Genomic DNA, 25,071 nt, shown 5'->3' with positions numbered 1-25,071 from the left:
AGCATTCACCGTACCGGGGAGGTTTGAAAATCGGGTGCTTCTCAGGTTTCACTGCTTTACGGTACGGGCCGCAAAAACAAAAAGTCTTTGAAACGGGGTTATCTGAAAAAAAAACGGCCTTTTCGGGAAACCCCAATCCTCTGTAAAATATTTACAGCTGTCTTTTTGACCCTTTGTTCCCTACAGCTTTTCAATTTCCGTCTTTGACAGTCCGGATATTTGTATAATAAAATCAAGTTCACAATTTGCCTGTTTCATCAGTTTTGCCGTTTCAAGCTTGGTTTGACGGGAGCCGTCGGCAAAGCCTTGTGCTATGCCCTCACTTTTGCCTTGGGCTATACCGGCTTGCATACCGGCTTGCATACCCGCCTGCATACCCGCCTGCATTCCGTCTTGCCAACCCGATTTCCAGCCGTCATTACGGGCATCCCGTTCAAATGAGTTTATCAACATATACTCCTTCCTCAGTTCTTCGCTTTCTTTTACTTCTTTTATCCGCTGTTCTATTTTTCGGATAAAGCCGTCGTCGCTTATCTTACCGTTCATATACTGTAAAAAACTTTTAAGGGCAGGGCTTGCCTCTTTTTCTGCCGCCGTGCTGTTGATGATTATTTTCGTTATGCCGTCGGCAAGATGTATCGTTGAGTCTTCAGTACAGATTGTTTTGAAACTGTATACGGGTAAATCTTTACCTATGTAATCAAAGGTACAAAAAAAGATGATAAAGGAATCCGGTAAGGATTCATAGGGCTGATTTTTTTCCAACACGCTTACGTCTATTGCGGACTGATAATAACGGATGCGGCGGGCAAGATCGTCTTTGTTGATTGCCTGCATCTCCACGTCATAGATTGTACCGTTGCAGTCTTTTGCCCATACGTCGAAACGTACACCTTTTGCATTTCCGGCATCGGCAACCGTTTTTTGGAGTTGGACGTCGGTAATGGTGTCGGTTTTATCGTGCAAGACAATGTTTAAAAGTGTCTTGCAGATATCCGTATTTTCCATAACGCGGTAGAACATATAATCGTCAGCTATTGTTAAATCATCAAAGCTTTTCCGCATATGCACCTCCCCACAGTTTTAAGTATACCACAGGATAAGCGATATTTCAATTATAAATATACATTTCCCGAATCACGGAAAATTCCGCTATCCATTATACCAGAGACTTGGCTTTTTTAAGCCATTCGGCGCCGATGGAGCGGCTGAAATTACGGTAGGTTTTTAAGATACGCTGCATATCTTCTATAACGAGGCGCGCTTTTTCGCGGTTCGTCTCATCGCTGTCTGCCGCACTGCCGTCCTTCCCGCTTTTAACAAGGGCTTGAACGTAATAAAAGCCCGCTTCAAAATTTTTGGATTCGTTCCACAGTTTTTCAAAGTCGTCGGTCAGCGGTTGTTTTAAAAGCGAAGAACGCACTTGAATGTCGAACAGTTTTTCCGTTACCGAAGAAAGGCTTTGTTTTTTTTGCAATTTTTCCAAAATTGCCGCCGCTTCTTCGACTCTGCCGTTTCCGTACAAAGCTTGGGCGTGCAAAAACAACAAAGCGGCATCGTCTGCAAAGGGGCCGGTTAAACATGATTCGGTAAGCGGCAGGGCATCTGAAAAACGCTCGGCCTCGATATAAGCTTGTGCAAGCGCGCTGCGGTTGCTGACCGTATCCTGATTTTTAAGCTGTTCTTCAAGCTTTTTAAGTTCGGCCGAGGGGTTAAGGGTGCGCGCCAAGCTTTGTCCTGCTTGCCGTATTTCACGGCTTGAAAGCAGGGCCGGCAGTAATTCAATCAATATGTAGGCAACTCCTCCCAAATAAGGGATAAAAATAATCAAATAGAGCCAATAAAAGGGTTTGTTTGTTTTTATAATGTGAATAATAAGGGCAAGCTGGAACACATAGGGCAGCGCTAAAATAATCAAATGCATACGATAAAGATACAAAAAATAAGGCGCACTGTCTAGACAGTGCGCTGTCTACAGTGCACTGTCAGCTTATGTGCATAACCGAAAGGGTGCTTCCCGCATCCGGAATAAGGGTGATTTTTTCTTCGGCTCCTACGATAACGCAGTCTTCGGCTTGTACCGAAAGGCGTTCTCCCGTATTGGATTCAAGGCTGCCCGTACCGCTTACAACGAACAAGCTCAGCCACGACGTTTGCATTGCAGGCGTATGCTGTTTTTCTTCGGCCGATGCCGATGCGGCTTTTTTGGCAAAACAAACCGAACCGCGAACTGTGTAGTCGTATTTTTCCAAGTTAAAATACGGGCAGGAAAAGGAACCGCCGAAGGGGTGTTCGACATTTAAAGAATCGGGCGTAAACGGCTTTATAACATCCAAGCTTTTTTCAACGTGAATTTCGCGCGGTCTTCCCCAGTCGTAAAGGCGGTAGGTTATATCGCTTGACTGCTGTACTTCCAAAATCCGCAAGCCGCCTTGAAGGGCATGAACCGTTCCTGCGGGAATAAAGATAAAATCGCCTTTAGATACGGGAACGCTGCGAAGAAAGCTGTCAAGTTTTTGGTTTTCTATTGCCCGCTTTAATTCGTTGCGGCTGTAAATACCGTTTAAGCCGTAGATAAGGCTTGCGTCTTTTTTTGCGTCCAAAATATACCAGCATTCGGTTTTACCGGCGCTATTTTCATGCATGCGCGCGTATTCGTCGTCCGGATGAACTTGTACGGACAGGGTTTCGTCGGCTTGAATAACCTTTACCAAAAGCGGATAATCGGCTCCGATAAGTGACGACAGGTTTTTGCCGCCGATAAATTCAACCGATTTTTCGACCTTCGATTCTCCGGCTTTATGGGTTGATAAAATCCAGCGCTCATATCCCCATACCTTTTCAGATAAAAAAGCTTCAGTTTTAAACATTTAATTTTTTTCCCATAATTGCTGCGGGTAATATCCTTCTGCTATTTTGGCGGCGATTTCCGATTTTACGATTGCCCTGTCTTCGGGATAGGTCATACCGAACCATTTTTCGCTTGAAGAATAAAACTTAATCCTTCCTTTGCCGGAAAGAACAATGTCGTCTGCCGCTGCAGGGAGCAGGGCTTCGGCTTTTTCGGCTTCGTTGTTTTTTGAGATAAAGTCATTCCAATATACATGGAAGCTTTCAAAAGCTTTGGGCGTAAAGCCGAACAGGTTCATCGACACCCATTCTTTACCCGTAAGCTCAAAGGTACCTTCGTCAAGTTCGCTTATAATGCCGTTGCCCTTATAACTTATTTTTGTGTTTTCTTTAATCGACGCAAGGTAACCGTCTTTTACGGTACATACGCCGCGGGATACCGAACCGGAGCGGCTCATTGTGTTTTCAAGCACATAGCCGACCATTGCGTGTTCCGTCGAATCTTCCGCTGCGGCCGCTAAATGTCCCTGCATGGTGCGGAAAGCTTCGCGCCCGTAATAATCGTCGGCATTGATAACCGCAAAGGGGTCTTTTACCGCGCTTTCGGCACATAAAACGGCATGAATCGTTCCCCACGGTTTTTTGCGTTCGGGAGAAATCTTTTTTAACTGTTCGGCCGTAAAAAGGGAATCCGGATTTTGGAACACGTATTCGGCATTAAAATTCCGTGCTATGCGGTCGAAAAAACGCTCGCGGAAATCTTTTTCGATATCTTTTCTTATTATATAAACGACTTTTGCAAAACCGGTTTTTTTTGCGTCATAGGTTGCAAAATCCAGCAAGGTTTCATTGTGCAAGCCTACCGCATCTATTTGTTTTACTCCGCCGTATCGGCTTCCCATACCGGCCGCTAAAACCACTAATGTAGGATTCATAGAAACTATCTCCTTTTTGAATTCTTTATGCAGTATATCAAATTTTAGGCGAAAAATCCAGTGTATGCGGTAATTAATAGAATTTTCGCTTATGATTGCACTATCGCTCTTTTTTAAGTATAATAAGATTTATAGGAGATAATAATGGCCGACTTTGTTGCGTGGGATTCTAGTTATGATGTGGGAATTGAAATAGTCGATAAACAACACAGGCATTTAGTAGCTTTGATGAACGGTTTATACAATGCGTGTATAGGCGAAAAAGCCGAATTGGATCAAAAGTTTAAAGATGTAATGCGGGAGCTGGTCGATTACGTGCTGGTTCATTTTAAAGACGAAGAAAAATTAATGCAGGGAATCAACTATCCGAAATTCAAAGAACATAAACAAAAACACGAAGATTTTGTAAAGGAAATTTTAGGTTCGGTAAATGCCTATGCAAACGGAAAAATGTTTGTTCCCAATGCCTTTGTGCGTTTTTTGCGCGACTGGCTTTTCGACCATATATTGATAAACGATAAGGAGTTGGCGCGATATTATTTTTCGTTGACAAAATAAAGGGACGGATACGGGAACAGACGGGTTTTAGTAAGCGGTTAAAATGCAATCGCTTATGTTAACGTGAGTTTTGCCTCTTGACCAAATATTCGCTTTATGATATATTCCTAAACATTACGGGGGTGTAGCGAAGCTGGTTATCGCGTCGGCCTGTCAAGCCGAAGATCGCGGGTTCAAGCCCCGTCACTCCCGCTAGTCCATCGCTTCGATGGACTTTTTTTTGCACCATAGCAGGGTTCGAATCGGTGCACTGTTAAAACCGCCGGTGCGTATAAGAGTTTTTTTTACTCGGTTTTTGCGACTTTTTTCTTGTACGGCTTTGCGGTTTTATATAAACCCTGTTTTTATACAGGCCGGAAAACGCATTGCGTTTGAAAGCCGCTTCGGGCAGTAGCGCAGGGGGAGCGCGCTTGGTTCGGGACCAAGAGGTCGGGGGTTCAAATCCCCCCTGCCCGATGAAGAACAAATCCCTCCTGCCCGATACTGAAGTAAACTTCGTCGGAGGTTAAAATCAGAAAATGAAAAAAGTGTTTGCAGTGTTTTTATTGTTCGCTCTTTTTAGCGGATGTGCTTCCGTTAATGTACCTCGAAAATCTTTTTATGTTAAAACCATTGTTGAATATAACAATACAAAAACACTGACTACTGCAACCGACATATCATATAGTGTTGATTATAATTTGGAAAAAAATGAAAAGCTTGATACTGTCGCTTTTAATATAAAAACCGACCTTTATGCGTATAAATTTATTTTCTTAGCAAATGATGATTTCCGGAATATAGTATCACGATTTATTGTGGCCGAACGCAAAAGCGTAGGCACTGCACATATAAATATAGGTTCGCTTGTTCCGCTCTTTGTATACATAACCGATTTAAACGGAAAAACGTTTAGAGGTTTTTCTACTGATAAATTTAACTTTAATTTTTACAATGATACAAATTCGAAACAATTTATAATAAACGATTTCACAGTAATGAATTTTAATAACAGTGATATCATCTATACGCTTGACAGTATTCCCATTGAAGCGGCGGTGATAAATAAAATAAGCGATTTTATTCAAACAGATAACATAAAAAAAATGCGTAACGATAAAATAAAAGAAGAATCGGCTACAAAAGCCAATAAAAAGAAAAAGAAAAAAGAACCTATAAAAAAAGCGCTTAATTCTACACAAAAATAAAATCACTTTGTCAGCCAAACCGGCAAAGTGTATTTTATTCGACATATTTACTGCTTAAAACGGCGCCGGTTTTTATTCCAATGCCGACGGTTTTATATGTATTGTTTTTTTCGCTTTGTCATACTCGATTGTAAAAAAAAGCGGCATTTTATCGGGTGTAACGTTTGTATCCCATTCCGGCGGAGAATTTGAATCAGAAGAATTTTGGGGGAGTGCCGGGAGTGTAAGCGGCTCGCCGTTTATAAGTACGTTAGTCCACTCGCTTCCGTTTTTAATTTTTTTGTAGAACAGCTTTTGTTCTTTAAGTTCAAATTCGTAGTCGGTATTGTATAACCTTATTATCCGAGGTGTTCCCGGCGGATCAAGTTCTTTTTCTTCCGGGTATTTTCCGTCGGCTTTTACCGCATATTTTAACGTAACTTTTTCTGAAAGTTCGTTATAAACCGTTACTTGTATTTTTTCATTATCTTCCAAATTTTTAATGCGGAAGATTTGATTACCGCTTGCATCGGTTTCGCGCACCAGTTTCCAATCATAGGACGAAGGGGGGCTTACATTGCATTCGGATACATTTAAAAAAGTTCGCTCGTTTCCTCCATCTATAGAGCCGTTGAACCAGGTGGATGTGTTCAGCACTTCATAAACATGCACGTGTACCGCATTGGGCGTTTCATTTTTTACGATTACCGTTCTTTTCATGTGCGGATTTAAAATACCGGTTCCCTGCTCGCAGGAAAACAAACAGAACAAACACACGCATATAACAAACAAAAATAAAATTTTTTTCATATGTATCCTTTTATATATCCCTTATTTAAATCTTATTCTATACCAGCCTGCCTTAAAAAGCAAGAGCAAAAATTCGGAAAAAGCTGTATGCGCTTTGTGCGAGCGAGAGATATTGCTTTGTACCCGTAAAAACATATTGACAAATAAAAAACTATGGCATACGATAATACAAATGAAATATGTACCCACATTAGTGTATGCTTGTTTATCTCATTTATCATAAAAAACAAAAGGGGGTAAACGATGGCTGAATTGACATATAATCAAGAAAATGACTTACTAAAAAAGTTGTTCCTTTGTACACAAGAAGCGGATATAGAGAAAACGTTTGAGGACTTTCATATAGCCGATACCGCTAAAAAAATTACTTTTTTAAGAAGAAGAATGGGAGTTGAAAAAATCTATGACGCCCCGCAAACCGGACTTACAGAGGCGGACGAATATGAATTTGAGTGCGAAGCCTTTACGGAGGGGTCGTGGAGATTATTAAATTAGATAACGAAATATTTCAAAAACTTAAAACACTTTTTCATGTCAGTGAAGAAAATATAAATGATATGATTGATTTTTTCAGCAAAACATTAAAGCTGGAAATAAAATCAAAATATTTGTCGCATTTGGTATCAACTTTGGAAGATATTATCAATCGACAGGAAAAATCGCGGATTATTGCTGATATCACAAGAATAAAGTCTGTAGAAGCGGATGAAAAAAGTAAAGCTGCGTGGCAAAATATTGAAGAAACAATAAACAGCAAACATTATAAACTTTTTGTTATAACGCTCGTACCCATAAAAAAAAGTAAAAAGAACGCTACAAGCAGAATTATAAAAAACAATGCGGTTATTTATTACAATGATTTGTTGGAAGAAAGGCAAAAACGTCTTTTAATCGCACATGAACTCGGCCATCTTGTTCAGCATTTTATATTCCGGCAAACCGAAAATGAAAACATAGCGACATTATTTGCATATATTGCGATGTTGGATAAAAATAGGTTCTACACACACGAATGTAAAAATTACAGTTATTCCAGTGATTTGACTATATTATACGAGTTAGCTTCCGTATTGCACTATGAAGTAGGACCGTAGCGATATTGCATTCGGCTTGTTTAAATCCTGCTTGTCCGATATAGTAGGGTAGTATGAAACTTTTATCCGCCCCTATGGCCGCAATAACCCACGAAGCGTTTCGGCGCGCAATAGCGCGTTTCGGCGGCTGTGACGAATATTATACGGAAATGATTCATGCAGCTTCATTTATAAACGGCGGGCCTTATGAAGCCTATTATGCACACTGCGGCCCCGAACCGGATAAAATCGTGTGGCAGCTTACCGGAGCGCAAACGGATAAACTTGTACGCTGCGCAGAACTTCTTTTGGAACATCCCGACTCTCCGTCGGTAATCGGTATCGATATGAATATGGGCTGTCCCGCGCCGGAGATTTACCGTCAAGGGGCGGGAATTGCATGGATGAGTAAACCGCTTGCCGAAGTCGAGCAAACGGTGAAGGCGTTACGGAGAGCCTGCGGTAAAAAGCGTTTGAGCGTAAAAATCAGGCTCGGCGAAGAAGATTTTACGGAAAAAGGCCTTTTGGATTTTGCCGATATGCTCTGTGCGGCAGGTGCCGAACGCATAACGCTTCATCCCCGAACGCGAAAAGAAAGCTATGCCCGCCCGCTTCGCAAAAAATACGTGCAGCTTTTAGCCGAAGCGATTAATGCGCGCTATCCTGCTGTTTCGATTGCGGGTAACGGCGCGATAGACTCCCCTAAAGCTTTAACCGATTTTACCGCGCTTTGCCCTGCTGTCGACTCCTTTATGATAGGAAGAAGCGCCGTTCAAAAGCCGTGGATTTTTGCGCTTTTAAAGGGAATTTTGACGGAAAAGAACATCGATTTGTTAAAAACCGCAGAGGATTTTATTGCGGACTTGGAAGAATGTCAGCCCGAAGATTTTTGGAAAACGCGCGCACAGCGTTTTTTTGCTTATTATTGTGAGAACTTTCAGTTTGCCCATTATATAAAATCGCAAGTTTTGGCGCAAAAAGATCACCGTGCGATGCTTGAACGGTTTGTCCGGTACTTTGAAGAAATGCCGGATGAGCGTATACTGAACATATAAAAACGGTACACGGAGGGAAGAGGCGTTATGAATGATGTTCATACCCGCGAACAGGAACAGAATAAGGACGATGAACATGTTCATGAGCATGTTCATCGTCATATGCATACTCAGCACCGTCATATACATAGTAATAGAGAAAAAAAAGCGGTTATTAACCGCCTTTCAAAGGCAATCGGTCATATTGAAGCGATAAAGCGCATGATTGAAAATGACGAAGATTGCAGTCAAGTACTTATTCAGCTTGCGGCGGTTCGGGCGGCAATCAACAATACGGGAAATACGGTTTTAAAAAATCATATCAGCCATTGCATTGTTGAAGCGGTGGAGCAGGGGGATACGGAAGCGATAAAAATGCTCAACAATGCAATAGATATGTTCGTTAAATAATCGGGAAAAAGCGGCTATACCGCAAAACGGCTGTACTGTTTGCGGCAGTCCATGCACACGTGTTTTCCGTTTTGAAGGGCAATATATGTTTCCGCAGTCGTTTCGCCGCATTCTTCACATTCTATCGAATTGAATAAACGCGCCGGTTCGGGAAGTTCTATACGCACGGGTTTTATATCGAACATATCTTCGCTTTTGCATGTTTGAAAATAAGCAAAGGCTTCTTCTTTACTCATATTTTTCGGACGTTTTTTTAAAACAAGCCGTACCGATTTTCCGTTTTTGCGGTTATAAAACGAAAACGCCTGTTTGCCCGTCATATGAAACAACAGATTGCCCTTGCCGGCGGTGCAGCCGAGCATAACCTGAATTGCATCCACTCCGCAGGCATCGTTTTCGCATATGCATACGGTTTCTTCGTCTTCGGAAAAAGTTAAATCAAGCAGTTTAATTGCGTACAATGCCGCCTTATAGCCGATAGTCAGTCCTCCGCATACGTGGCCGTGAAAAGCCGCGCATTTATCCCATAATTCTTTTTCGTTAATCACCGTGTACCTCCAAAATAACTTTAATGATATGTTTTAAACATGCCAACAAACGGTAACAATGGTAGTGTCCGTTGAATCGGCGACAATATCGTTAACCGCTTCTTTTTCCAAAGCGGCGGCGATAGCCTGTTCCTGCCGTGCACTTATATCCGTATGTAATTTTGCCCATAAAATCATCCATTCGGTTGTGTCTTTAAGGGATTTTTCGGCGTGCCATGTATCGCTTCGGTAATAAAATTCGGGATTATAGCCCTTGCACCATAGATATTCGAATATGTACGGAATACCGTCGCCGGTTGCCCCTGTTTTATCCTTGGTTTTATCGCCGAACGTAATTCCTGCAGCGGCAAAAATGCGTTCCTGTAAACGGCTTTGTTTTCGTGCCGGTTTTGCGGCAAAGCACCAGCCCTTTGAGCATTCGTTCATTTTATCGAATGTTGCAAAATCGGCTACGGCCGGCGTCATGTGTGCAAATACGATATCGAACGCTTTTTTGTAGCCGGCTTTGTCTATATCCAGTTGTGCCCAATCAAGACAGCGGAAACTCGTTTTGTCTGTATGTTTTTGAGCGTTTTTCTGCGCATATTTTATCATTTCGGATGAAATGTCTATGCCGACGGCTTGTTTTATATGCGGTGCAAGTGCTAGTGAATACAAACCGCACCCGCAGCCTATATCCAAGGCACTCATAGATGAATCCGGCCGGGCTTTTTCAAAAACCAGCTTAAGAAATTCATTTGTTTTCGGGTCGGGAATGCCGTGTTCGTTAAATTTTTTTGCCGCATTATCCCATAGTTGTTTTTGAATAGCCGCTTTATCGCCAAAGGGATGAACCCATACTTGTTTTAAACGTTCTATACTCATAATACCTCCAATGTCCTTTACATTGCTGAATTAAAAAAATATCGGTTTTATAAGCTTTAGCGGCCGCTTTATTCGGTTACCGTAACGATTTTTTTTCCGTCTATTTCGGTTATTTGTGCCGAAACGCCGTATACTTCGGAAATAACCTGAGGTTCTATCGTTTCTTCGCCGCCGTAGGAAAAAACGCTGCCGTTTTTAATAAATAAAAAGCGGTCGCAATAGCGCAGCGCAAGGTTAAGGTCGTGTATAACCACGATAACCAGAATTTTGTCCGTTTCCGCTATTTTTTTTATCGTCCGCATTACCTCATGCTGGTTTCGTAAATCAAGGTTGCTTGTCGGCTCATCAAGCAAGAGAATTTTCGGCTGCTGCGCCAATGCGCGGGCAAGCACAACTTTTTGCAATTCGCCTCCGGACAACTCGTCTACATACCGCAATTTCATTTTATTCAATTCCATACGTTCGATTGCCTGCTCGGTGATTTCTATGTCTTCAGGAGCGGGACTCATTTTTATGTACGGTTTTCTTCCGAGAAGCACCGAATCGTAGACGGTCAGCCGTACCGCATCGCTGTGCTGGGCAACGTAGGCCATCTTTTGTGCGATTGTATTGCGTTTCATATGCCGAATTTCGCTGCCGCATACTTTTACCACGCCCGTTCGCGGGCTGAGAATACGGTTAAGGCATTTTAAAAGCGTGCTTTTTCCCGCCCCGTTGTTCCCCAATAGGGCAAGACAGTGCCCGCCTTCGGAATCGAACGATATGTTTTTTATAACGCTGCTTGTGCCGTTAAAGCCGAATTCGACATTTTGTACATCAATCATACATATTTTCCGCTTTTAAATATTAAATACATAAACAGGGGCGCCCCCAAAAAGGAAGTGATTGCCCCGATAGGAAGAATAATCGGCTGAACGACAAGACGCGCGAGGGTATCGCTTAAAAGCAGTAAAACGGCTCCGGCAAAGGCCGATGCGGGCAATAAAAAACGGTAATCGCTTCCGACAACACGGCGCATAAGGTGGGGTGCAATCAAGCCGATAAAATTTATTATACCTATATATGATACGATAACCGAGGCGGTAAAAGAACATACCGCCATACCGGTCAGCCGCATTTTATCTACGTCTACGCCCAAGCCCTTTGCCGTACTTTCACCGTTTTGAACCGCATTGTAATTCCAGCTGTTAAAACAAAAGTATACCAGCGATAGGCACACGGACACGGACATAATGATTATTTCCCGCCATGAGGTACTGCCTAAATTGCCGAAGGTCCAAAAAACCACTGCGGCAACTTTTACGTCATCGGCAAAATACTGTAACAGGGTTGTTCCGCCGGCAAACAGCGAACTGAGCGCAACTCCGCATAAAATCATTACCTCAGGGGTTGTTTTTTTAACTTTTGATAAGCCGAGTATAACCATTGTGGACATCATCGATCCGATAAACGCGCATATGGAAACGATATAGGGGTTTGAAAACCCGATACCGTCGAGGGTTTGTTTTTGGATGCCGGCGTTAAAGACGATAATTGCCAATGCAGCTCCGAAAGCCGCCCCCTGCGATACGCCGAGCGTAGAAGATGAGGCAAGCGGATTGCGTAAAATACTTTGCATAACGCAGCCGGTTACGGACAATCCTATGCCGGCGACGATAGCCGTAACAATGCGCGGCAAACGGATACTTAATACGATAATATCCGTTTTTGGCGAGCCGCGTCCGCATAAACTTAAAAGAACCTGCGTTATCGTCAATTTAGACGAACCGCTTGCTATAGCGACAATACCGATAAGTATCGTTACCGCGGCAAGAATAAGTATAAACAGTTTTTTTAGACCGATATATGCACCGTATGTTTTGTGCGCTTCGGGGTTAAAAATATGCTTCATAGTAAAGGTACGGCCGCTTATTCGCCGATAGTAACGGGACCGAAACCTATTTTCGCCTTATCCAAAACTTCAAGATACCTTTGTCCGAGCAGCAGGGTGAAAATTTCTTCGGCCTTTGTATTAAAATCTATATCGGAAAATTGTTCCGGATATATGATACAGCCGGCATAATAAGCATCCGCTATCGCAATTTCGATATTCGTCCAATTATAATTATATGCAACTTGCGAGTACACTTTTTTGCTTTTTACGGCGCTCAGGTTTTCGTAGAAGTTTTTATTTTTTTTATAATCTTCATTTACAAGATTCATATTTGAAGGATTGAGGAAGATAATATCGGGATCCCATTCGGTAATTTTTTCAAGGTCGATAAGCATAGCGCCTTTTTTACCCGTCGAATCGACTACGTGTTTTGCATTGATTGCGGTAAAAGGCGGGTATTCGCCGCACGTGCCTTCAATGCCGTGTCCGCCGCGGAAACTGACCGCTCCTGAATATACCGAAGGCTTTTTATCTTCCGGAATGTCTTTTGTTCTGTTATGTAAATCTTCTTTCCAGCCTTTAATAGCCGCAACCGTTTTTTTACATTCGGCTTCATTGCCCATAACGGAACCTATCAATAAAAGGGTTTCAAAAAAATCGTCGGCAAACATATCGCTTGCATACAAAGCGACTACGGGAATACGTGTTTTGTTTTGTACATCGTTTACGGTATCGATATTGTTTGTAAAAGCGAAAATCACATCGGGCGATACTTCCGCAATTTTTTCTATATAGGCGGTATCGTTGCTTCCGCCTTTTCCGACCGAAGCGAGTGTTTGAAATTTTTCTTTATTTACATACGAATAGGGCATCCCCGGAACCCCTCTTTTATCCATATCCGTTACGCCGACAAGTTTATCGGTTACCCGTGCATAGGTAAGCATACGGGCTGCACCGTTTATCGATGCGACGGTTTCTATTTTCTCCGGAATCGTTACCTGCCGTCCTAAAATATCGGTAATTGTTTTTTCTTTTGATTTTTGATTTTCGGAACCGGCATTTTTTGTACAGCTTACACAGAGGCATACGAGTACAAGAATTGTGCATAGGGTTTTGATTTTTTTGATTTTCATATTATACTCCTTATTTTAACTTTATAGAAAACAACCAACCGGGGTACGGAGAAATGTACCGGTTTTGTAGAGGCGCATCCTTAACAATTAAGTGTATAGCGGCATATAGGAGTGCGCAAGCCTCCGGGGGGGATGTTTCGGCTGTATTCTTTATCGTTTTTATGCTTTTTTTCTTGCTTTTTTTTATTTATTTTATTATATTTCCGGTGGCATTTATTTTTTTACAAAATTATGTAATTTTTGATATTTTGGAGATTATGTGTACTGTCGCTTTTTACAGAATTCGGACGGCAGACTTTGATATTGCTTTATTTAGTCAATTTTTATAGAAAAACTTCCGATACTGATAATGGAGTTTTTTATTTAAAAGACGGGGTGTTTTTTACGCAGTTTGTGTTTTAACCGTTTCGTTTTTTACAACAAAGGAAAAGATATGAAAAGGATTTTGTTGTCTGTTTTTATGTGTTTGTCAGCCTGCGTATATGCAGCCGGCTCGCGCGATATAACCAATCTTGAGATTTCTTCAATAGAAAGCTGGCAAAATGCAATGGACATTTCAGCTAAAAAAAAGGGTAAACATAACATTCTTATAACTGCAAACGATATTGCCGGAAATACCGCTTATGTCGGTCCCTTTAACGTATATATAGATCCCCAGTCGGATTTACCCGTTACCTCTATTGCCTTTCCCGTGTCGGGGGCGACTGTAACAGGTAATGTCGATATAGTGGGAACCTGTATCGATGACGATGCCGTTGCACGAATATCGGTGCGGATTGACGACAGTACCGAAGTGTATACGGCAAAAGGAACGGAATTTTGGTCATATTCGCTTAATACGACGGAAATGGAAGAAGGAACTCATACGATCGAAGTGTGGGGAACGGATATAAACGGCGTTGACGGGAAAAGCGTAAAAACCTTTTTTTATTTGGACAGAAGACAGCCGCTCACATATATTACGAATACGGATGCCGGTACCTTGGTTTCCGGCGTATTGCGCTTGGAAGGTTCCGTTGAAGACGGAAACGGTATAGAGCGTTTGTTTTATTCGCTTGATAACGGTGATAAATTCGAAGAAGTCCGTCTTACATATAATAAAAAAACAAAGCGATCCGATTTTAAACTGATTATTGATACCGAAAAAATTTCAGACGGCCCGAACGTATGCTGGTTTAAATCCGTCGATAAGCAAGGATCGGTCGGAATTTATACCTTTTTGTTTTTTGTGGACAACATTGCCCCCTCGCTTTCTTTTATATACCCCGACGATGAAACGGAAACCTTCCCAAGTGTTTTTTCCGTTGCGGGAAAAGCTTCGGACGGTACCGGTCTTGAATCTCTGAGTTGGGTGTCCGGAAACGAAAGCGGAACCATTACTTTAACGCCGGGTAACGATTATTGGGTTAAAGAGTTCGATTTTACCAAATCCAATGCAAAATCCGTCATTATTGAAGTTATTGCAAAAGACGTTGCCGGAAATGTTGTGCGTGCTAAAAAGAAAATTGAAATCGATAAAAAAAAGGATAGGCCTCAGTTGGAGCTTGTAAGTCCCAAGCCCGATGCCCTTGTTGACGGCGATTTGTTTATTGCCGGCTTAAGTTACGGAAACGTGTCCGAAGTCCGCTATAAAATCGACAGAGAAGAAGAAAAAGCCGTTTCGGCGCCGGACGGCTCTTTCGGTTTGCCGGTAAGCGGATTGTCCACGGGAAATCATACGCTTACGGTTTATGCCGTATGTCCGAACGGTACCACAGGCGATATGCATACTGTAAAATTCAAAGTAGCGGGAAAAAAGCCGTCAATACGTTTTGAAAACAATTCGGTTATCGTTCCTTCTTACAGTGCGCAAAATAAGGTACCGACTGCCGTTTTTATAAAAGCGGAAGCCGGACTGCGCGAAGCCTTTGTTTCTTTTAACGGCGGTGAAAAAACCGTTCTTGCGGTAAAACCCGGACAAGCCGACTTTATATGGCGGCCGGGCATAAATGAAAAAACGCCTGCGGGTTTATACGATATACGGATTTTTGCTGCGGATACTGCCGGAAGAACGCTGAATCAAACTTTGCTTGTAGGAGTTACAAATCCGGTGAACAGTCAAGAATCCCGCCGCTTTGTATGGGCACAACAAAACATAAATGACCAACCCTTTGCTTTTATAGACAGCGAAAATCCTTTAATCGGCCTTTACTATTCGTCTTCCGGAGCGGTTATTGAAACCATAGAATTACCGGATGCTCCCGGTCTTTTATACGAAACAGAAGGTAATGCGGTAAAAATTCGCGCGGAAAAAAGCGGTTTGTATAAGTCTGTCCGCGTAAAAATAACCGACAGCGAAGGTAACGAATCTATAAGCGAGCCGGTCGACATTTTTTCGGCTCCGGCGGCGCCGAAAATTGCGCTTAATCAAAGCGGCGTTCCGATTTTTGTAAAAGACAGTTTCACGGTTTCCGGCAGCGTTACTTCGGATACGGATCTGATATCGATTGAATACGGTATAACGACGACCGCTTCCGATGAAGTGTTAACCGGTACTTTGAGTGCCGTTTTTGAAAAAACGATTGATATCGCTCAATTGCCTGACGGTGTACTTCTTTTTACTGTCACTGCCTCGGATAAAATCGGCAAAAAAACGGCCGAACGCCGGGTGTTTATAAAAGATACCCAAGCCCCCGATGTGTATATGATAACTCCGGCAGGCGGCGATACGGTAAACGGTTCGATTACCGCATCTTTTAAAGTGCGTGAAAAATTCCGAAACGTAAAGGCCGAATATAAGGCTGCGGATGAAAAATCCGTGTGGAAGGAATTTGCTTACACCTCATTACCCAACATAGTTATAGGAACCGCAGACGAACCTATAAATAAAAACATGCAGTTTAGATTTACGGATCCGGCGGGCAACGTAAAAATTATCAATCAATACGATTTTGAGATAGACAACAGTGCGGACGCTCCGGTTGTAGAACTGCATTTACCCTTTGAAAATCAAATTATATATAAGGCGTTTACGATTTCGGGTATGATATATGACGACGATGCGGCTGCGCGTATTTACTATAAAATAGACGATAATCCCTATCAAAGTTTTGATGTTGCGCACAGTTTTTCCGTTCCCGTTCCCTTGTCGTCTTTAACCGACAACGAGCATACGATTACGGTTTACGGTGAAGACATTTACGGGGTAAAGAGTACGCCGGTTGTACGCAAAATTCGCGTTTCCCTTGAACCTCCTTCAGCTCATATGGTGTCGCCGGATATCAGCGAAACGGTAAACGGCCGTGTAGAAATAAGCGGTACGGCTTCGGACGCAAACGGCATAAAAGAAGTATATATATCCGTAAATAACGGAAACGTTTTTTCGCTTGCCGAAGGAACCGAAAATTGGAAATATGCTCTCAATACACAGGTTATCGGCGACGGAACCCATGTTGTTTTTATACGGGCGGTAGATAATTACGGCAGAGAATCGGTGTCTTCCGCTTTGATAAATACGGATAATACGCCGCCGGTTTTGAAAATAGAATATCCGCTGCCGGGGTCGGCCCTTGATACCGATTTATTTATATCCGGACAAACCCGCGACAATATTTCGCTTGAAGGCGTAACCTTAAAAATAAAGAGTTTGTCGGGTACTGCGGTTCCTGCCGCTCTTGCGCAAATAGATTTAAAAACGGAATTATTGGTTTCCGAAGATATAAACATTTCTTCATTACCTGAAGGACGTTATAATTTGGAAATAGGCGGCGTGGACAAAGCCGGTAACGTAAGCGAAGCTGCGGTAAACTTTGATGTGCGCAGAAAAGCCGATAAAGATAAAATAGAATTGCTGTATCCCCTTAACGGCGAAAAAGTGTACGGGGAAGTCAGCATTTACGGCCGTGTCGATCCTTCTTCGAAAATTACGCAAGTATCGTTATTTGTAGACGATAGGCAAGTGGATACGGTCAGCGTATCTCAAACGCATTATGTCGCCTTTAAAGGAAGTCCGGATCTTATAGGCGACGGTGTGCGTAAAATAGATATACGCGGTATTTTACCGGACAATAAACTGGTAACTTCCGTAGCTCATACTATCGATTACAATGCTTACGGTCCCTGGGTAACTATCGATAATCTTGCTATGGGAGATTTTGCGATAGAACGTCCTTATTTACGGGGCCGGGCCGGATATTCGGTTTCGCAAGAAGAAAAAGATGCGGCGCTTTCAAAAGAAGCTTCGGCCGAAGAAAAGCGTATCTTTGCCGGTAAAAAGCTTAAAAAGGTTGAAATAAGTTTTAATAACGGAAAAACCTTTGAGCCGGTACGTTTAAAAGACGGCTGGCAGTATAGAATCGAAACGGAAAATTTGACCGAAGGAAATCACTTTTTGCTGGTGCGGGCGGTTATGGAAAACGAAGAAATAGCCGTGTGCAGAACGATTATAAAGGTGGATAAAACCCTTCCGCATATTACCCTTGTGTCGCCCGGCGAAGGCGGCCGCTATAACGGTGAAATGGTATTTACGGGATTGGCTTCCGATAATGTCGGCCTTAAAAGCCTTGATGTCGCGTTGCGACCCGGCGACAAAGCTTCTTACGGAGTGCCCAAGTTTATACAAGGCTTGCATTTTGAAGTCGGTTTTTGGGGCGCAACTCTTTGGAATGCCGGTGTGGGATTGAGCTTTTTCGACGATAACGTCAAATTGCAGCTGCATTACGGGCAGTTTACGCAAAAACAGTTCGATGCGTTTTATAAAGCGCAAAAACTGGAACCGCAAAAAATCCGGTACGGCGGACACGTCGGTTCTTTAAAATTGCTTGCAAACGTTTTGGAACAGCCCTTCGGTTACTATTTCGGGCCGGATTGGCAGTGGCTGTATTTGAATGCGGCGGTGGGCGCTCAGTTTTCGCTATTCAGCGATACGCAAAGCGGAAAACCGCAAGTACTTTCTTCGGCATTGGTTCAATTGGAATTTCCGAGGATAAAACTTGCCAAGCGAAAATACTTCAGCTCATTTTCGTTTTTTACCGAAGGGCAGCTGTGGTTTATACCGACCGACGTAAATGAGGCGAGTATAAAATCGGTAGTACCGCATATTTGCGGCGGTATTCGGTTCGACATATTTTGAAAAAGTCCGGGAAAGAGGGGTGTCTTAAACGTGCATTACTTTTAGACAGCCCGCTTTTTGTTTATAAAAGTTTACGATAAAACTTTTGGAGGCATTTATGAAAAACAAAACAACACAAGGTAAAAAAGCAAACATACAAAATAGTATACTTTTTTCGGGATTACTTATTTTAAGTTTAATCTTTTATGCCGCATGTCCGCAGCATATTGCTTTGGGCGCGGGAATCGATATTTTACCGCCTAAGGGGGAAATAATCTATCCGGATTCGGGAGAAACGCCTATACGCGGAAACTTTGTCCTAAAAGGTACGGCCCGCGACGATGAGGGCGTAAAAGCCGTTTCGGTTGTGTTTGAAAATATCGAAACGCGCGAACGAAAGGGTCCCTTTGACGCCCAGCTTTCCGAGCCGGGCGCTTTGAACGTATCGTGGACTGTCACTATTAATAACAGTCCCACGGGAAACGAAGCTTCTCATGAGCTGGTAAAAATATATCCCATTCCCGACGGCGAATATACGGCTATCGTTACAATTACCGACCGCAACGATAAAAAAGTAAACATAAACCGCAGCTATAAAATAGACAATACGCCTCCCGTTTTTATAGTAAGCCGTCCTTCCACCGTTGCGGATAAAGATGACAGTCCGACTACCGGCGACGGTTACGGTGCGATTTTTACCGTTATCGGACAAGTCGGCGAGCAAAACACGGTAGAAAAACTGAATGTCGTTGTGCCCGGCCCCGGTTTGGGCACACCGATTGATATGTCAAATATGTTTGTCGGTAAAAATATAAATGCTCAAGTGGCGGTTCACAGTACAGCACCGAGCAATCCTTTGTACGATTTACAAGCCGACGATCCGGGCAAAGCTATTAAAGCACAGTTATTTTTGTTCGACAATGCGCGTCCTTACGACACGGTATCTTCTTCTGTCGAAGGGAATAAAGCCGCATGGTATTATTTACGCGACGATATTGATACCGACGTGCTTTCCAAAGGCTATACCGCCGAAGTAATCAGCGATTATTTTGCCGGTAAAAAAGGTTCCGATAAAAACGATCACGATAAAAAAATAAAAGAACTGCGGGCAGATACGGCGGCTTTAACTGCGCTTAAGGACAAGATGATTAACATGACAGGGGCCGGCGAAAAGCGCAGTACCTTTAAATTGGATCCGAGTAAGTCGCCCGGTTTTAAAGTATCGGGTGTAAAAGTTTTGCCCAAGGCTACGCTCAATCTCGGTCACGCTTCTTCCGTGCTTTTTAAAAACGGGGTGGAAACGTCTTTTGCCGTAGAGCTTGTACGAAACAAAGATAACAAACCGATAGTAAACGGCAATCCTCTTACCGAGGCCACGTATCACGGAAGCGATATAGAAATTGTATTGTTAAAATGGAACGGAACCGGAACCGAAACCGACAGTTTTAAAACGGAAACAAATCTTATTGAAACTTCTCTTTTAAAATTTGCCGATTTAACGCAGACCGATTTAACGGCCGATAATTTGATTACCGTCGTCGAAGGCGGTACTTTGCGCGTAAAATGTGTACTTCCGAACCCCTTTGTTGAAGGAAAATATCTTCTTAAAGTTAAGGGAAAGGATACGGGTCTGGAAGAATTTGCAGCCTATGATACCTCAAATACGGTAACGGACGGCTTGTATATTATCAACTTCCTCTCTACGGGAAGCGGGCCGCGCATACGCGCTATCCGTCCTGAAGGTTTTAAAAATAAAAACTTCGAGGTATTTGTCGATGTTACCGGTTTGGATGCCGGCGGTAAGGTGTATTATAATGTAGGTGCTGCGGTTCCCGCAACCCCCGATCCTTTAAAGATATTGGAAAAAGTAAATCTCTCAGATCCGAATGACCCCAAATATAAGGCGGCCATCGATATAAGTTCTTTGAATGATGCTCCGCCCCAAAACGGTGAATACAAAATTCACTTTTTGGCTAAAAATCCCACCGGCGAAAGCGATACGGACAGTACCGACTTTTTTGTGGATAAAACGGCTCCTGCCGTAGATATAACTTATCCGGAACCTGACGTTCCGCAAGCCGGAAGTCTAACGATTTCGGGAAGCATTACCGACGAAAAAGCCGGCGTAAAAGCTTCGTCGACGAAATATATTTTGGGTAAAAAAACGCCTGCGCCCGACGTAACTGCTACAGGTTGGCAGGCAATGACTACTTCGACAAAGGGCTCGTGGAGCGCCGCAGTTAATTTGGATGCGGTTATTCCGGCGGAATACGGCGAATCCGTAGGACCGTATAAAAAAATACCTATGTACATTTTAACCGAAGATGAGATAGGCAACAAAACGGTACATACAAAACAGATTCTCTTTAATCCCGACGGTACAAAGCCTGTAGTAAGAGTGCTTTCGCCGCAAGCCGATGCCGTTTTGGGCGGTACCATTCAAATATTCGGTACGGCAAGCGCCGCTATAGGCGGACCGGGAGCTGTAGGCGAAGTGTATATACAGTTTTCAAGGAACGGAAGCTTTAACAACGCTACTGACGGTACTTTCGGCGGTACGGGCGGTATTCCTTCAACAGACTGGTACAATAACGGCAACGGCCGTGTTATTACAACCGCCGGGGCGGGGGGAGTGCATAATGGCGCCGAATGGAGAGTTATAATAAACGGCGACAAATCTTTTGACAATCCGGCTGCAGGACAAACCCAGCAGGATGTATATTTTAGACTTCGTGCTAAAAATAAAAACGGAACAATGGGCGAATGGACATCGCCTGCAAGAAAGATAACGGTCGATAAATCAGCTCCTACAATCGGAAGCCCGCATGCCATAAAAATTGACGATGTTTTAAGCTCAAACCCTGCAGGCAGTTCGGATGCGCGCGACTATACGCCCAATATGTGGATAGGACAGGGTAAAAAACTTATCGGTTCTTTACACGACGATGCGGGTATAAAAGCCGTTACCATAAGTTCAACAGGGTTAAAAGGCGGTGTAAACTACAATCTTACTCAAGCGCAGGCTGAAGGCTGGATTGTGCCTTCTTCGGGCGGAAACTTCAATTTGCAAATTCCTCTTAAGTTGGATGAACTCAGTGCCGCCGCTCAAAGTGCAGGGGAGTTCAGCATAACCGTTTCCATTACCGAAAATACGGTAAGTCCGGCTCTTATTTCGCAGCAAAACTTTTACTTCCGTTTCGATACGACCGACCCCGCAGGGGATTTCGGAGAACATATGTATATCGATAACGGAAATTTCGCTGCTTCTTCCATTACCGATAACATACTTGCAGATACCGTACGTGCTTATGTTGGTACTGACAACAACCTCTTTAATGATTTGGGACTTTTGATAGGAAATACGCCAACAGATGTAACCGGTGTAAGCGGCGATCAGGTAAACTTTAGTCCCGTCCTCGCTTCGCCCGGTAACCACAACTATATTTTGTACAAAAAAAAGACTCTTATATACAATGAAAGCGGAAACTGGATTGTAAAAGGGCTTGCAAATGACGATGGTTCCGGTGTAAAAGAAGTAAAAGCAAAGGTAGAGGTAAACGGTGTTTTTTCCGACGAAGTTACAATGACCGAAACCGATCCGGGCAATAAAATAGCCAAACAGCTCGGAGGTCAAGTTACGTGGGAGGGAACAATCAATTTAAGTTCATTATCCGACGGAAAAGGAAAACTACACTACAAGATAACCGACAGAAGCGGTAATACCTACAAAGTCGGCTCCGCTTACGGCGGTACAAAACCTGCAATCGATGTAATCGTAAAAAATAAACCGTTTGAAGTACAAACGATTACGCTTAAAACAAAAATCGGCGGAAGCGATGTGGATTTTGTCAATACAAACGCCAACCATGCGATGTCGAATATTGTAATCGATAAAAACCTTGACTTTTCGGCGGATTATAAAAGTACGGGTTTTGCTTTTAAAGATAAAAATAATTCGAAAATAAAGGTCGATTTTACGGGCGGCCAAGGACAGATAAAGTATAAACTTGTGTATAACAACAATCCTTTGGCGGGGCACAACCTTGTTAACATGCCGTCAAATCATGAAATAACCTTAAGCGCGGCGAATTTAAACACAATCGGCAATTCGGACGGAAACGTAAAAGAGCTTATGCTTGAACTGTGGGATTCCGCCCACGGTCTTACTGCCGGAACGGACAGCGCAAATGCGAAGGTAAAAATAAGTACTCTTTTTGAAGCCATTGATACAATACGGCCGACGGTTGTTATTTTGCCCTTCCGGTGGAACGGTGAAAACGAAAACTCTTTGTATCAAAACAAAAGAGAAAACGGACATGTGGAAATCGGATCGATTGCCGCTTTTAATAACAATCATTCTTCCGTTTCCGGAAAGGTGACAGTCCGCGGCTTTGCCTACGACAATATTCAATTAAAGACGCTTAAAGCAACGCTGCCCAATGCCTCAAACGTGAGCATTACAAATACGAATAATTCATGGAACGTGTATTCGGATACAACCTCAAATATTCGATTTGAAGTTGAAGAATCCGACTATGATTATTTGGGCTACTATGTAAAATGGAAACTCGAATGGGACAGCGAAAAAACCGGCGTCGGGCTTGGAAAAGATATAAAGGTGAGCGCGAACGACGGAACCAATAATTCGCTTGATTCGGCTTCCGACTCGTCGGCGGAAGTGAGCGGAGTAAACCGCCCGAGTAAAGACAAGGCGGAGCATACCGATTTTGCACATGCAAAACCCGGACAGTTTATCTCCTTTAAAAACGGCGAAGCTTTGTATGTGACACGTGTCGAATCGATAACGGAAAATCAACTTAAGCTTAAAGATTATGTTCCGACCGAATTTACAACTGCCGTATTATATAAGTATACAACGAATGAGCCTGCCATTAAGGTAAACGTTGTGCCCTATATTACACGAATTGAAACCTTTGTTTCGGAAAATGCGGGAAAAGAATTTGGCCGGTCTGCCAAAGGTTTTTATCCCGTGTATGTTACCTACAAAAAACAAGGCTCAAATTATGTGGTAGATAAGCAAGAAGTTATTAAACTGTACGGTTTTAATTTGACACAAACACCTGTGGTTAAGATGGGGCCTGAAACTCTTACAGTAGGTGCTTTGACCGGTGAATATTATCCTGTAACGGTAAGCAGCACTGAAAAATCCGGGGTCTTGGATATTGAGGTTGGCGGCGTTAAGGCAATAAACAACATAAATGCCGAACCTATCTTTGATGAGCACGGAAAACCGACAAAGACACCCTATAATGTGCAAGCTAATACTGCCAATAAATACTTGAACGATGATGTTAAACTTGCTGTATGGAAGCTTGAAGATTTCGGGATTTCAAAAGACATTACCAGTCCCATAATGAAAATGGACAAAGGCGGCAGGTGGTATATGAGCTACGGCAAGGGTATACCGGAAATGATGGTGAATAATTATGGAACTGAAGAGAAAGTCGATTCCAGTTTTAATAAGTTTCACAATACGGATGTAACCTTTGACGGAAACGGAAATATTTATGCCCTTGCAACCAATACCGACCGTGTAGATAATTATTCATCAAAGTTTTCATTCTATTCCAGAGCGGCAGCGGTTGGGCATTCTAGTTATAGTCATGCTTATCAATATTCATGGACAGGAAAATCACGGCTTGAACAAGTTTATAATCAGAATATTTATAACATCAACAGGGTTAAGCGGCCTAAGATGGTTGTTACCGGAACCACTGCCGCAGCTAAGGTATATATGGTGTATTTTGATTCAAACCATCCCAATAATCCGGTAAAATTCCGTTACGGTACTGTTGATAGTTCTAATATTTTTACAGGAGGAATTAAGGATGGCGGAACAACTACAGGTAACAATGGACTTAGTTCTCTTCCCAACGGCTCATCTCCGGGTTTCCATACTGTTGCCGATAAAAACTCTACTTATAAAGGCGGTGAATATGCAGCCGTCAGTGTAACAAGCGGCGGTGTTGCAGTTGTCGCATGGTACGATGCTTCGGAAAAAAGATTGGTGTATTCTTGGAATAATGCTCCGCAAACTCCGGTACAAGGCGGTGTATGGCAGACAAATGCAAAGGTTATTGATTCCGGCTATGCAGGATGGTATGTAGACCTTGCAGTTGACGAAAACGACGGTATACATATTGCCTACTATAACAGTGCAAAGGGCGATTTAAAATATGCCTATCTTGCAAGCTACAATGCAGCTCCTACGGTTGTTACGGTTGACAGCTATCTTTCAGTAGGAACTCAAATAATGATTACTACCCGAAAAGAAGGTACCAATAATGTTCCGTATATTTCCTATTACCATCCGTCATTTACCCAAACCACGAGCTCGGTACGCGTTGCATGGCGTACCGATTTTACGGCATTAAAGAATGGTGCAAAGGATGATTCGTTTACGGGTGCATGGGAAGCTATGACCGTTCCTACACAGGATGTACCGAAAGAGGAAACTGTCTGTCATGGTGTTCCTACCGTATCGGCATGGACCGATAAAATGATGCTTGGCTTTATGACTTATGACGGTTATAAAAAGGCCGTACTTAAAAAGTAAAAACAAAACAATACAGTGTTTGATTAATTAAACCAAGCGGGCTGTCGAAAAAATAAAGTCTTTTTCGACAGCCCTTTTTTTCGTGCGGCTTTTCGTTAGGATGCTTTTTGCGCTTTTAATTTGCATGAACGCTTAATTTGTGTTATACTC

Annotated in this window: 18 protein-coding genes and 2 tRNA genes; 10 read left to right on the top strand and 10 right to left on the bottom strand. The window is 42.8% G+C overall.

The window, feature by feature from the left end; translation table 11 throughout:
• Nucleotides 1-180: 180 nt before the first annotated feature.
• The 4 genes from H0R92_RS07830 to H0R92_RS07815 all read right to left on the bottom strand — a co-directional run bounded on the left by H0R92_RS07830 (nt 181) and on the right by H0R92_RS07815 (nt 3,785).
• Nucleotides 181-1,065 carry an Rpn family recombination-promoting nuclease/putative transposase gene (locus H0R92_RS07830; RefSeq protein ID WP_432962830.1) on the bottom strand — a complete coding sequence of 295 codons (885 nt, stop codon included), beginning with the start codon at nt 1,063-1,065 and terminating at the stop codon, nt 181-183.
• 94 nt (nt 1,066-1,159) lie between these two features.
• On the bottom strand, nt 1,160-1,924 hold the full coding sequence (locus H0R92_RS07825) for a hypothetical protein (protein WP_432962828.1): 765 nt from the start codon (nt 1,922-1,924) through the stop codon (nt 1,160-1,162).
• A gap of 61 nt (nt 1,925-1,985) precedes the next feature.
• Entirely contained in the window at nt 1,986-2,870 is an 885-nt protein-coding gene (locus tag H0R92_RS07820; RefSeq protein WP_432962826.1) for a type I phosphomannose isomerase catalytic subunit, read from the bottom strand.
• Nucleotides 2,871-3,785, bottom strand: coding sequence for a nucleotidyltransferase family protein (locus H0R92_RS07815; protein WP_432962824.1), 915 nt, complete (start codon nt 3,783-3,785; stop codon nt 2,871-2,873).
• A gap of 144 nt (nt 3,786-3,929) precedes the next feature.
• On the opposite strand from H0R92_RS07815, the gene H0R92_RS07810 reads away from it, so the two are divergent.
• The 4 genes from H0R92_RS07810 (at nt 3,930) to H0R92_RS07795 (ending at nt 5,530) form a co-directional block, all read left to right on the top strand.
• Nucleotides 3,930-4,343 (top strand): bacteriohemerythrin, encoded by a 414-nt coding sequence (locus tag H0R92_RS07810; RefSeq protein ID WP_432962822.1) that lies wholly within the window; start codon nt 3,930-3,932, stop codon nt 4,341-4,343.
• 118 nt (nt 4,344-4,461) lie between these two features.
• Nucleotides 4,462-4,535: transfer RNA gene (locus H0R92_RS07805), tRNA-Asp, on the top strand.
• A 192-nt stretch (nt 4,536-4,727) separates the two neighbouring features.
• A tRNA-Pro gene (locus H0R92_RS07800) sits at nt 4,728-4,799 on the top strand.
• Between the two features lie 62 nt (nt 4,800-4,861).
• Nucleotides 4,862-5,530 carry a hypothetical protein gene (locus H0R92_RS07795; protein ID WP_432962820.1) on the top strand — a complete coding sequence of 223 codons (669 nt, stop codon included), beginning with the start codon at nt 4,862-4,864 and terminating at the stop codon, nt 5,528-5,530.
• 72 nt (nt 5,531-5,602) lie between these two features.
• Here the strand turns inward: H0R92_RS07795 and H0R92_RS07790 are convergent, their stop codons facing one another.
• Nucleotides 5,603-6,319: a hypothetical protein gene (locus H0R92_RS07790; protein ID WP_432962818.1), complete on the bottom strand. Its 717-nt coding sequence runs from the start codon at nt 6,317-6,319 to the stop codon at nt 5,603-5,605.
• A 243-nt stretch (nt 6,320-6,562) separates the two neighbouring features.
• On the opposite strand from H0R92_RS07790, the gene H0R92_RS07785 reads away from it, so the two are divergent.
• The 4 genes from H0R92_RS07785 to H0R92_RS07770 are packed head-to-tail and all read left to right on the top strand — an operon-like array spanning nt 6,563 to nt 8,837.
• Complete coding sequence (locus H0R92_RS07785) at nt 6,563-6,814, top strand: hypothetical protein (RefSeq protein WP_432962816.1); 252 nt, start codon at nt 6,563-6,565, stop codon at nt 6,812-6,814.
• A complete protein-coding gene (locus tag H0R92_RS07780) occupies nt 6,796-7,413 on the top strand; it encodes an ImmA/IrrE family metallo-endopeptidase (protein ID WP_432962814.1) in 618 nt (205 codons plus the stop codon). The genes H0R92_RS07785 and H0R92_RS07780 overlap by 19 nt, the downstream gene beginning before the upstream one ends.
• A 53-nt stretch (nt 7,414-7,466) precedes the next feature.
• Nucleotides 7,467-8,447, top strand: coding sequence for a tRNA-dihydrouridine synthase family protein (locus tag H0R92_RS07775; protein WP_432962812.1), 981 nt, complete (start codon nt 7,467-7,469; stop codon nt 8,445-8,447).
• A 27-nt stretch (nt 8,448-8,474) separates the two neighbouring features.
• On the top strand, nt 8,475-8,837 hold the full coding sequence (locus H0R92_RS07770; RefSeq protein ID WP_432962810.1) for a metal-sensing transcriptional repressor: 363 nt from the start codon (nt 8,475-8,477) through the stop codon (nt 8,835-8,837).
• A gap of 14 nt (nt 8,838-8,851) precedes the next feature.
• Here the strand turns inward: H0R92_RS07770 and H0R92_RS07765 are convergent, their stop codons facing one another.
• The 5 genes from H0R92_RS07765 to H0R92_RS07745 all read right to left on the bottom strand — a co-directional run bounded on the left by H0R92_RS07765 (nt 8,852) and on the right by H0R92_RS07745 (nt 13,255).
• Nucleotides 8,852-9,385, bottom strand: a complete 534-nt coding sequence (locus tag H0R92_RS07765) for an FmdE family protein (protein WP_432962808.1) — start codon at nt 9,383-9,385, stop codon at nt 8,852-8,854.
• A gap of 33 nt (nt 9,386-9,418) precedes the next feature.
• Complete coding sequence (locus H0R92_RS07760) at nt 9,419-10,249, bottom strand: class I SAM-dependent methyltransferase (protein ID WP_432962806.1); 831 nt, start codon at nt 10,247-10,249, stop codon at nt 9,419-9,421.
• 68 nt (nt 10,250-10,317) lie between these two features.
• Nucleotides 10,318-11,073 (bottom strand): ABC transporter ATP-binding protein, encoded by a 756-nt coding sequence (locus H0R92_RS07755; RefSeq protein WP_432962804.1) that lies wholly within the window; start codon nt 11,071-11,073, stop codon nt 10,318-10,320.
• Nucleotides 11,070-12,140: a FecCD family ABC transporter permease gene (locus H0R92_RS07750; protein ID WP_432962802.1), complete on the bottom strand. Its 1,071-nt coding sequence runs from the start codon at nt 12,138-12,140 to the stop codon at nt 11,070-11,072. The genes H0R92_RS07755 and H0R92_RS07750 overlap by 4 nt, the downstream gene beginning before the upstream one ends.
• Before the next feature lie 17 nt (nt 12,141-12,157).
• Nucleotides 12,158-13,255: an iron ABC transporter substrate-binding protein gene (locus tag H0R92_RS07745; RefSeq protein WP_432962800.1), complete on the bottom strand. Its 1,098-nt coding sequence runs from the start codon at nt 13,253-13,255 to the stop codon at nt 12,158-12,160.
• A 433-nt stretch (nt 13,256-13,688) separates the two neighbouring features.
• Between H0R92_RS07745 and H0R92_RS07740 the strand changes: the two genes are divergently transcribed.
• Together H0R92_RS07740 and H0R92_RS07735 are read left to right on the top strand one after the other, a co-directional pair.
• Nucleotides 13,689-18,365 (top strand): Ig-like domain-containing protein, encoded by a 4,677-nt coding sequence (locus H0R92_RS07740; RefSeq protein ID WP_432962798.1) that lies wholly within the window; start codon nt 13,689-13,691, stop codon nt 18,363-18,365.
• 97 nt (nt 18,366-18,462) lie between these two features.
• Nucleotides 18,463-24,921: a hypothetical protein gene (locus H0R92_RS07735; RefSeq protein ID WP_432962796.1), complete on the top strand. Its 6,459-nt coding sequence runs from the start codon at nt 18,463-18,465 to the stop codon at nt 24,919-24,921.
• Nucleotides 24,922-25,071 lie beyond the last annotated feature (150 nt).

Origin of the sequence: Treponema sp. OMZ 840, from assembly GCF_050937815.1 — a bacterium.
In the GTDB taxonomy this organism is placed as follows: domain Bacteria; phylum Spirochaetota; class Spirochaetia; order Treponematales; family Treponemataceae; genus Treponema_C.
The sequence above is the reverse complement of the archived record's forward strand: the minus strand, read 5'-3'. Positions and strand labels throughout refer to the sequence as shown.

What these genes read in the sequence shown, in the direction of transcription:
- H0R92_RS07785 (WP_432962816.1), top strand. Translation starts at nt 6,563, where the DNA reads ATGGCTGAATTGACATATAATCAAGAAAATGACTTACTAAAAAAGTTG.
- H0R92_RS07825 (WP_432962828.1), bottom strand. Translation starts at nt 1,924, where the DNA reads ATGCATTTGATTATTTTAGCGCTGCCCTATGTGTTCCAGCTTGCCCTT.
- H0R92_RS07795 (WP_432962820.1), top strand. Translation starts at nt 4,862, where the DNA reads ATGAAAAAAGTGTTTGCAGTGTTTTTATTGTTCGCTCTTTTTAGCGGA.
- H0R92_RS07810 (WP_432962822.1), top strand. Translation starts at nt 3,930, where the DNA reads ATGGCCGACTTTGTTGCGTGGGATTCTAGTTATGATGTGGGAATTGAA.
- H0R92_RS07815 (WP_432962824.1), bottom strand. Translation starts at nt 3,785, where the DNA reads ATGAATCCTACATTAGTGGTTTTAGCGGCCGGTATGGGAAGCCGATAC.
- H0R92_RS07735 (WP_432962796.1), top strand. Translation starts at nt 18,463, where the DNA reads ATGAAAAACAAAACAACACAAGGTAAAAAAGCAAACATACAAAATAGT.
- H0R92_RS07790 (WP_432962818.1), bottom strand. Translation starts at nt 6,319, where the DNA reads ATGAAAAAAATTTTATTTTTGTTTGTTATATGCGTGTGTTTGTTCTGT.
- H0R92_RS07830 (WP_432962830.1), bottom strand. Translation starts at nt 1,065, where the DNA reads ATGCGGAAAAGCTTTGATGATTTAACAATAGCTGACGATTATATGTTC.
- H0R92_RS07820 (WP_432962826.1), bottom strand. Translation starts at nt 2,870, where the DNA reads ATGTTTAAAACTGAAGCTTTTTTATCTGAAAAGGTATGGGGATATGAG.
- H0R92_RS07740 (WP_432962798.1), top strand. Translation starts at nt 13,689, where the DNA reads ATGAAAAGGATTTTGTTGTCTGTTTTTATGTGTTTGTCAGCCTGCGTA.
- H0R92_RS07760 (WP_432962806.1), bottom strand. Translation starts at nt 10,249, where the DNA reads ATGAGTATAGAACGTTTAAAACAAGTATGGGTTCATCCCTTTGGCGAT.
- H0R92_RS07755 (WP_432962804.1), bottom strand. Translation starts at nt 11,073, where the DNA reads ATGATTGATGTACAAAATGTCGAATTCGGCTTTAACGGCACAAGCAGC.
- H0R92_RS07750 (WP_432962802.1), bottom strand. Translation starts at nt 12,140, where the DNA reads ATGAAGCATATTTTTAACCCCGAAGCGCACAAAACATACGGTGCATAT.
- H0R92_RS07745 (WP_432962800.1), bottom strand. Translation starts at nt 13,255, where the DNA reads ATGAAAATCAAAAAAATCAAAACCCTATGCACAATTCTTGTACTCGTA.
- H0R92_RS07775 (WP_432962812.1), top strand. Translation starts at nt 7,467, where the DNA reads ATGAAACTTTTATCCGCCCCTATGGCCGCAATAACCCACGAAGCGTTT.
- H0R92_RS07770 (WP_432962810.1), top strand. Translation starts at nt 8,475, where the DNA reads ATGAATGATGTTCATACCCGCGAACAGGAACAGAATAAGGACGATGAA.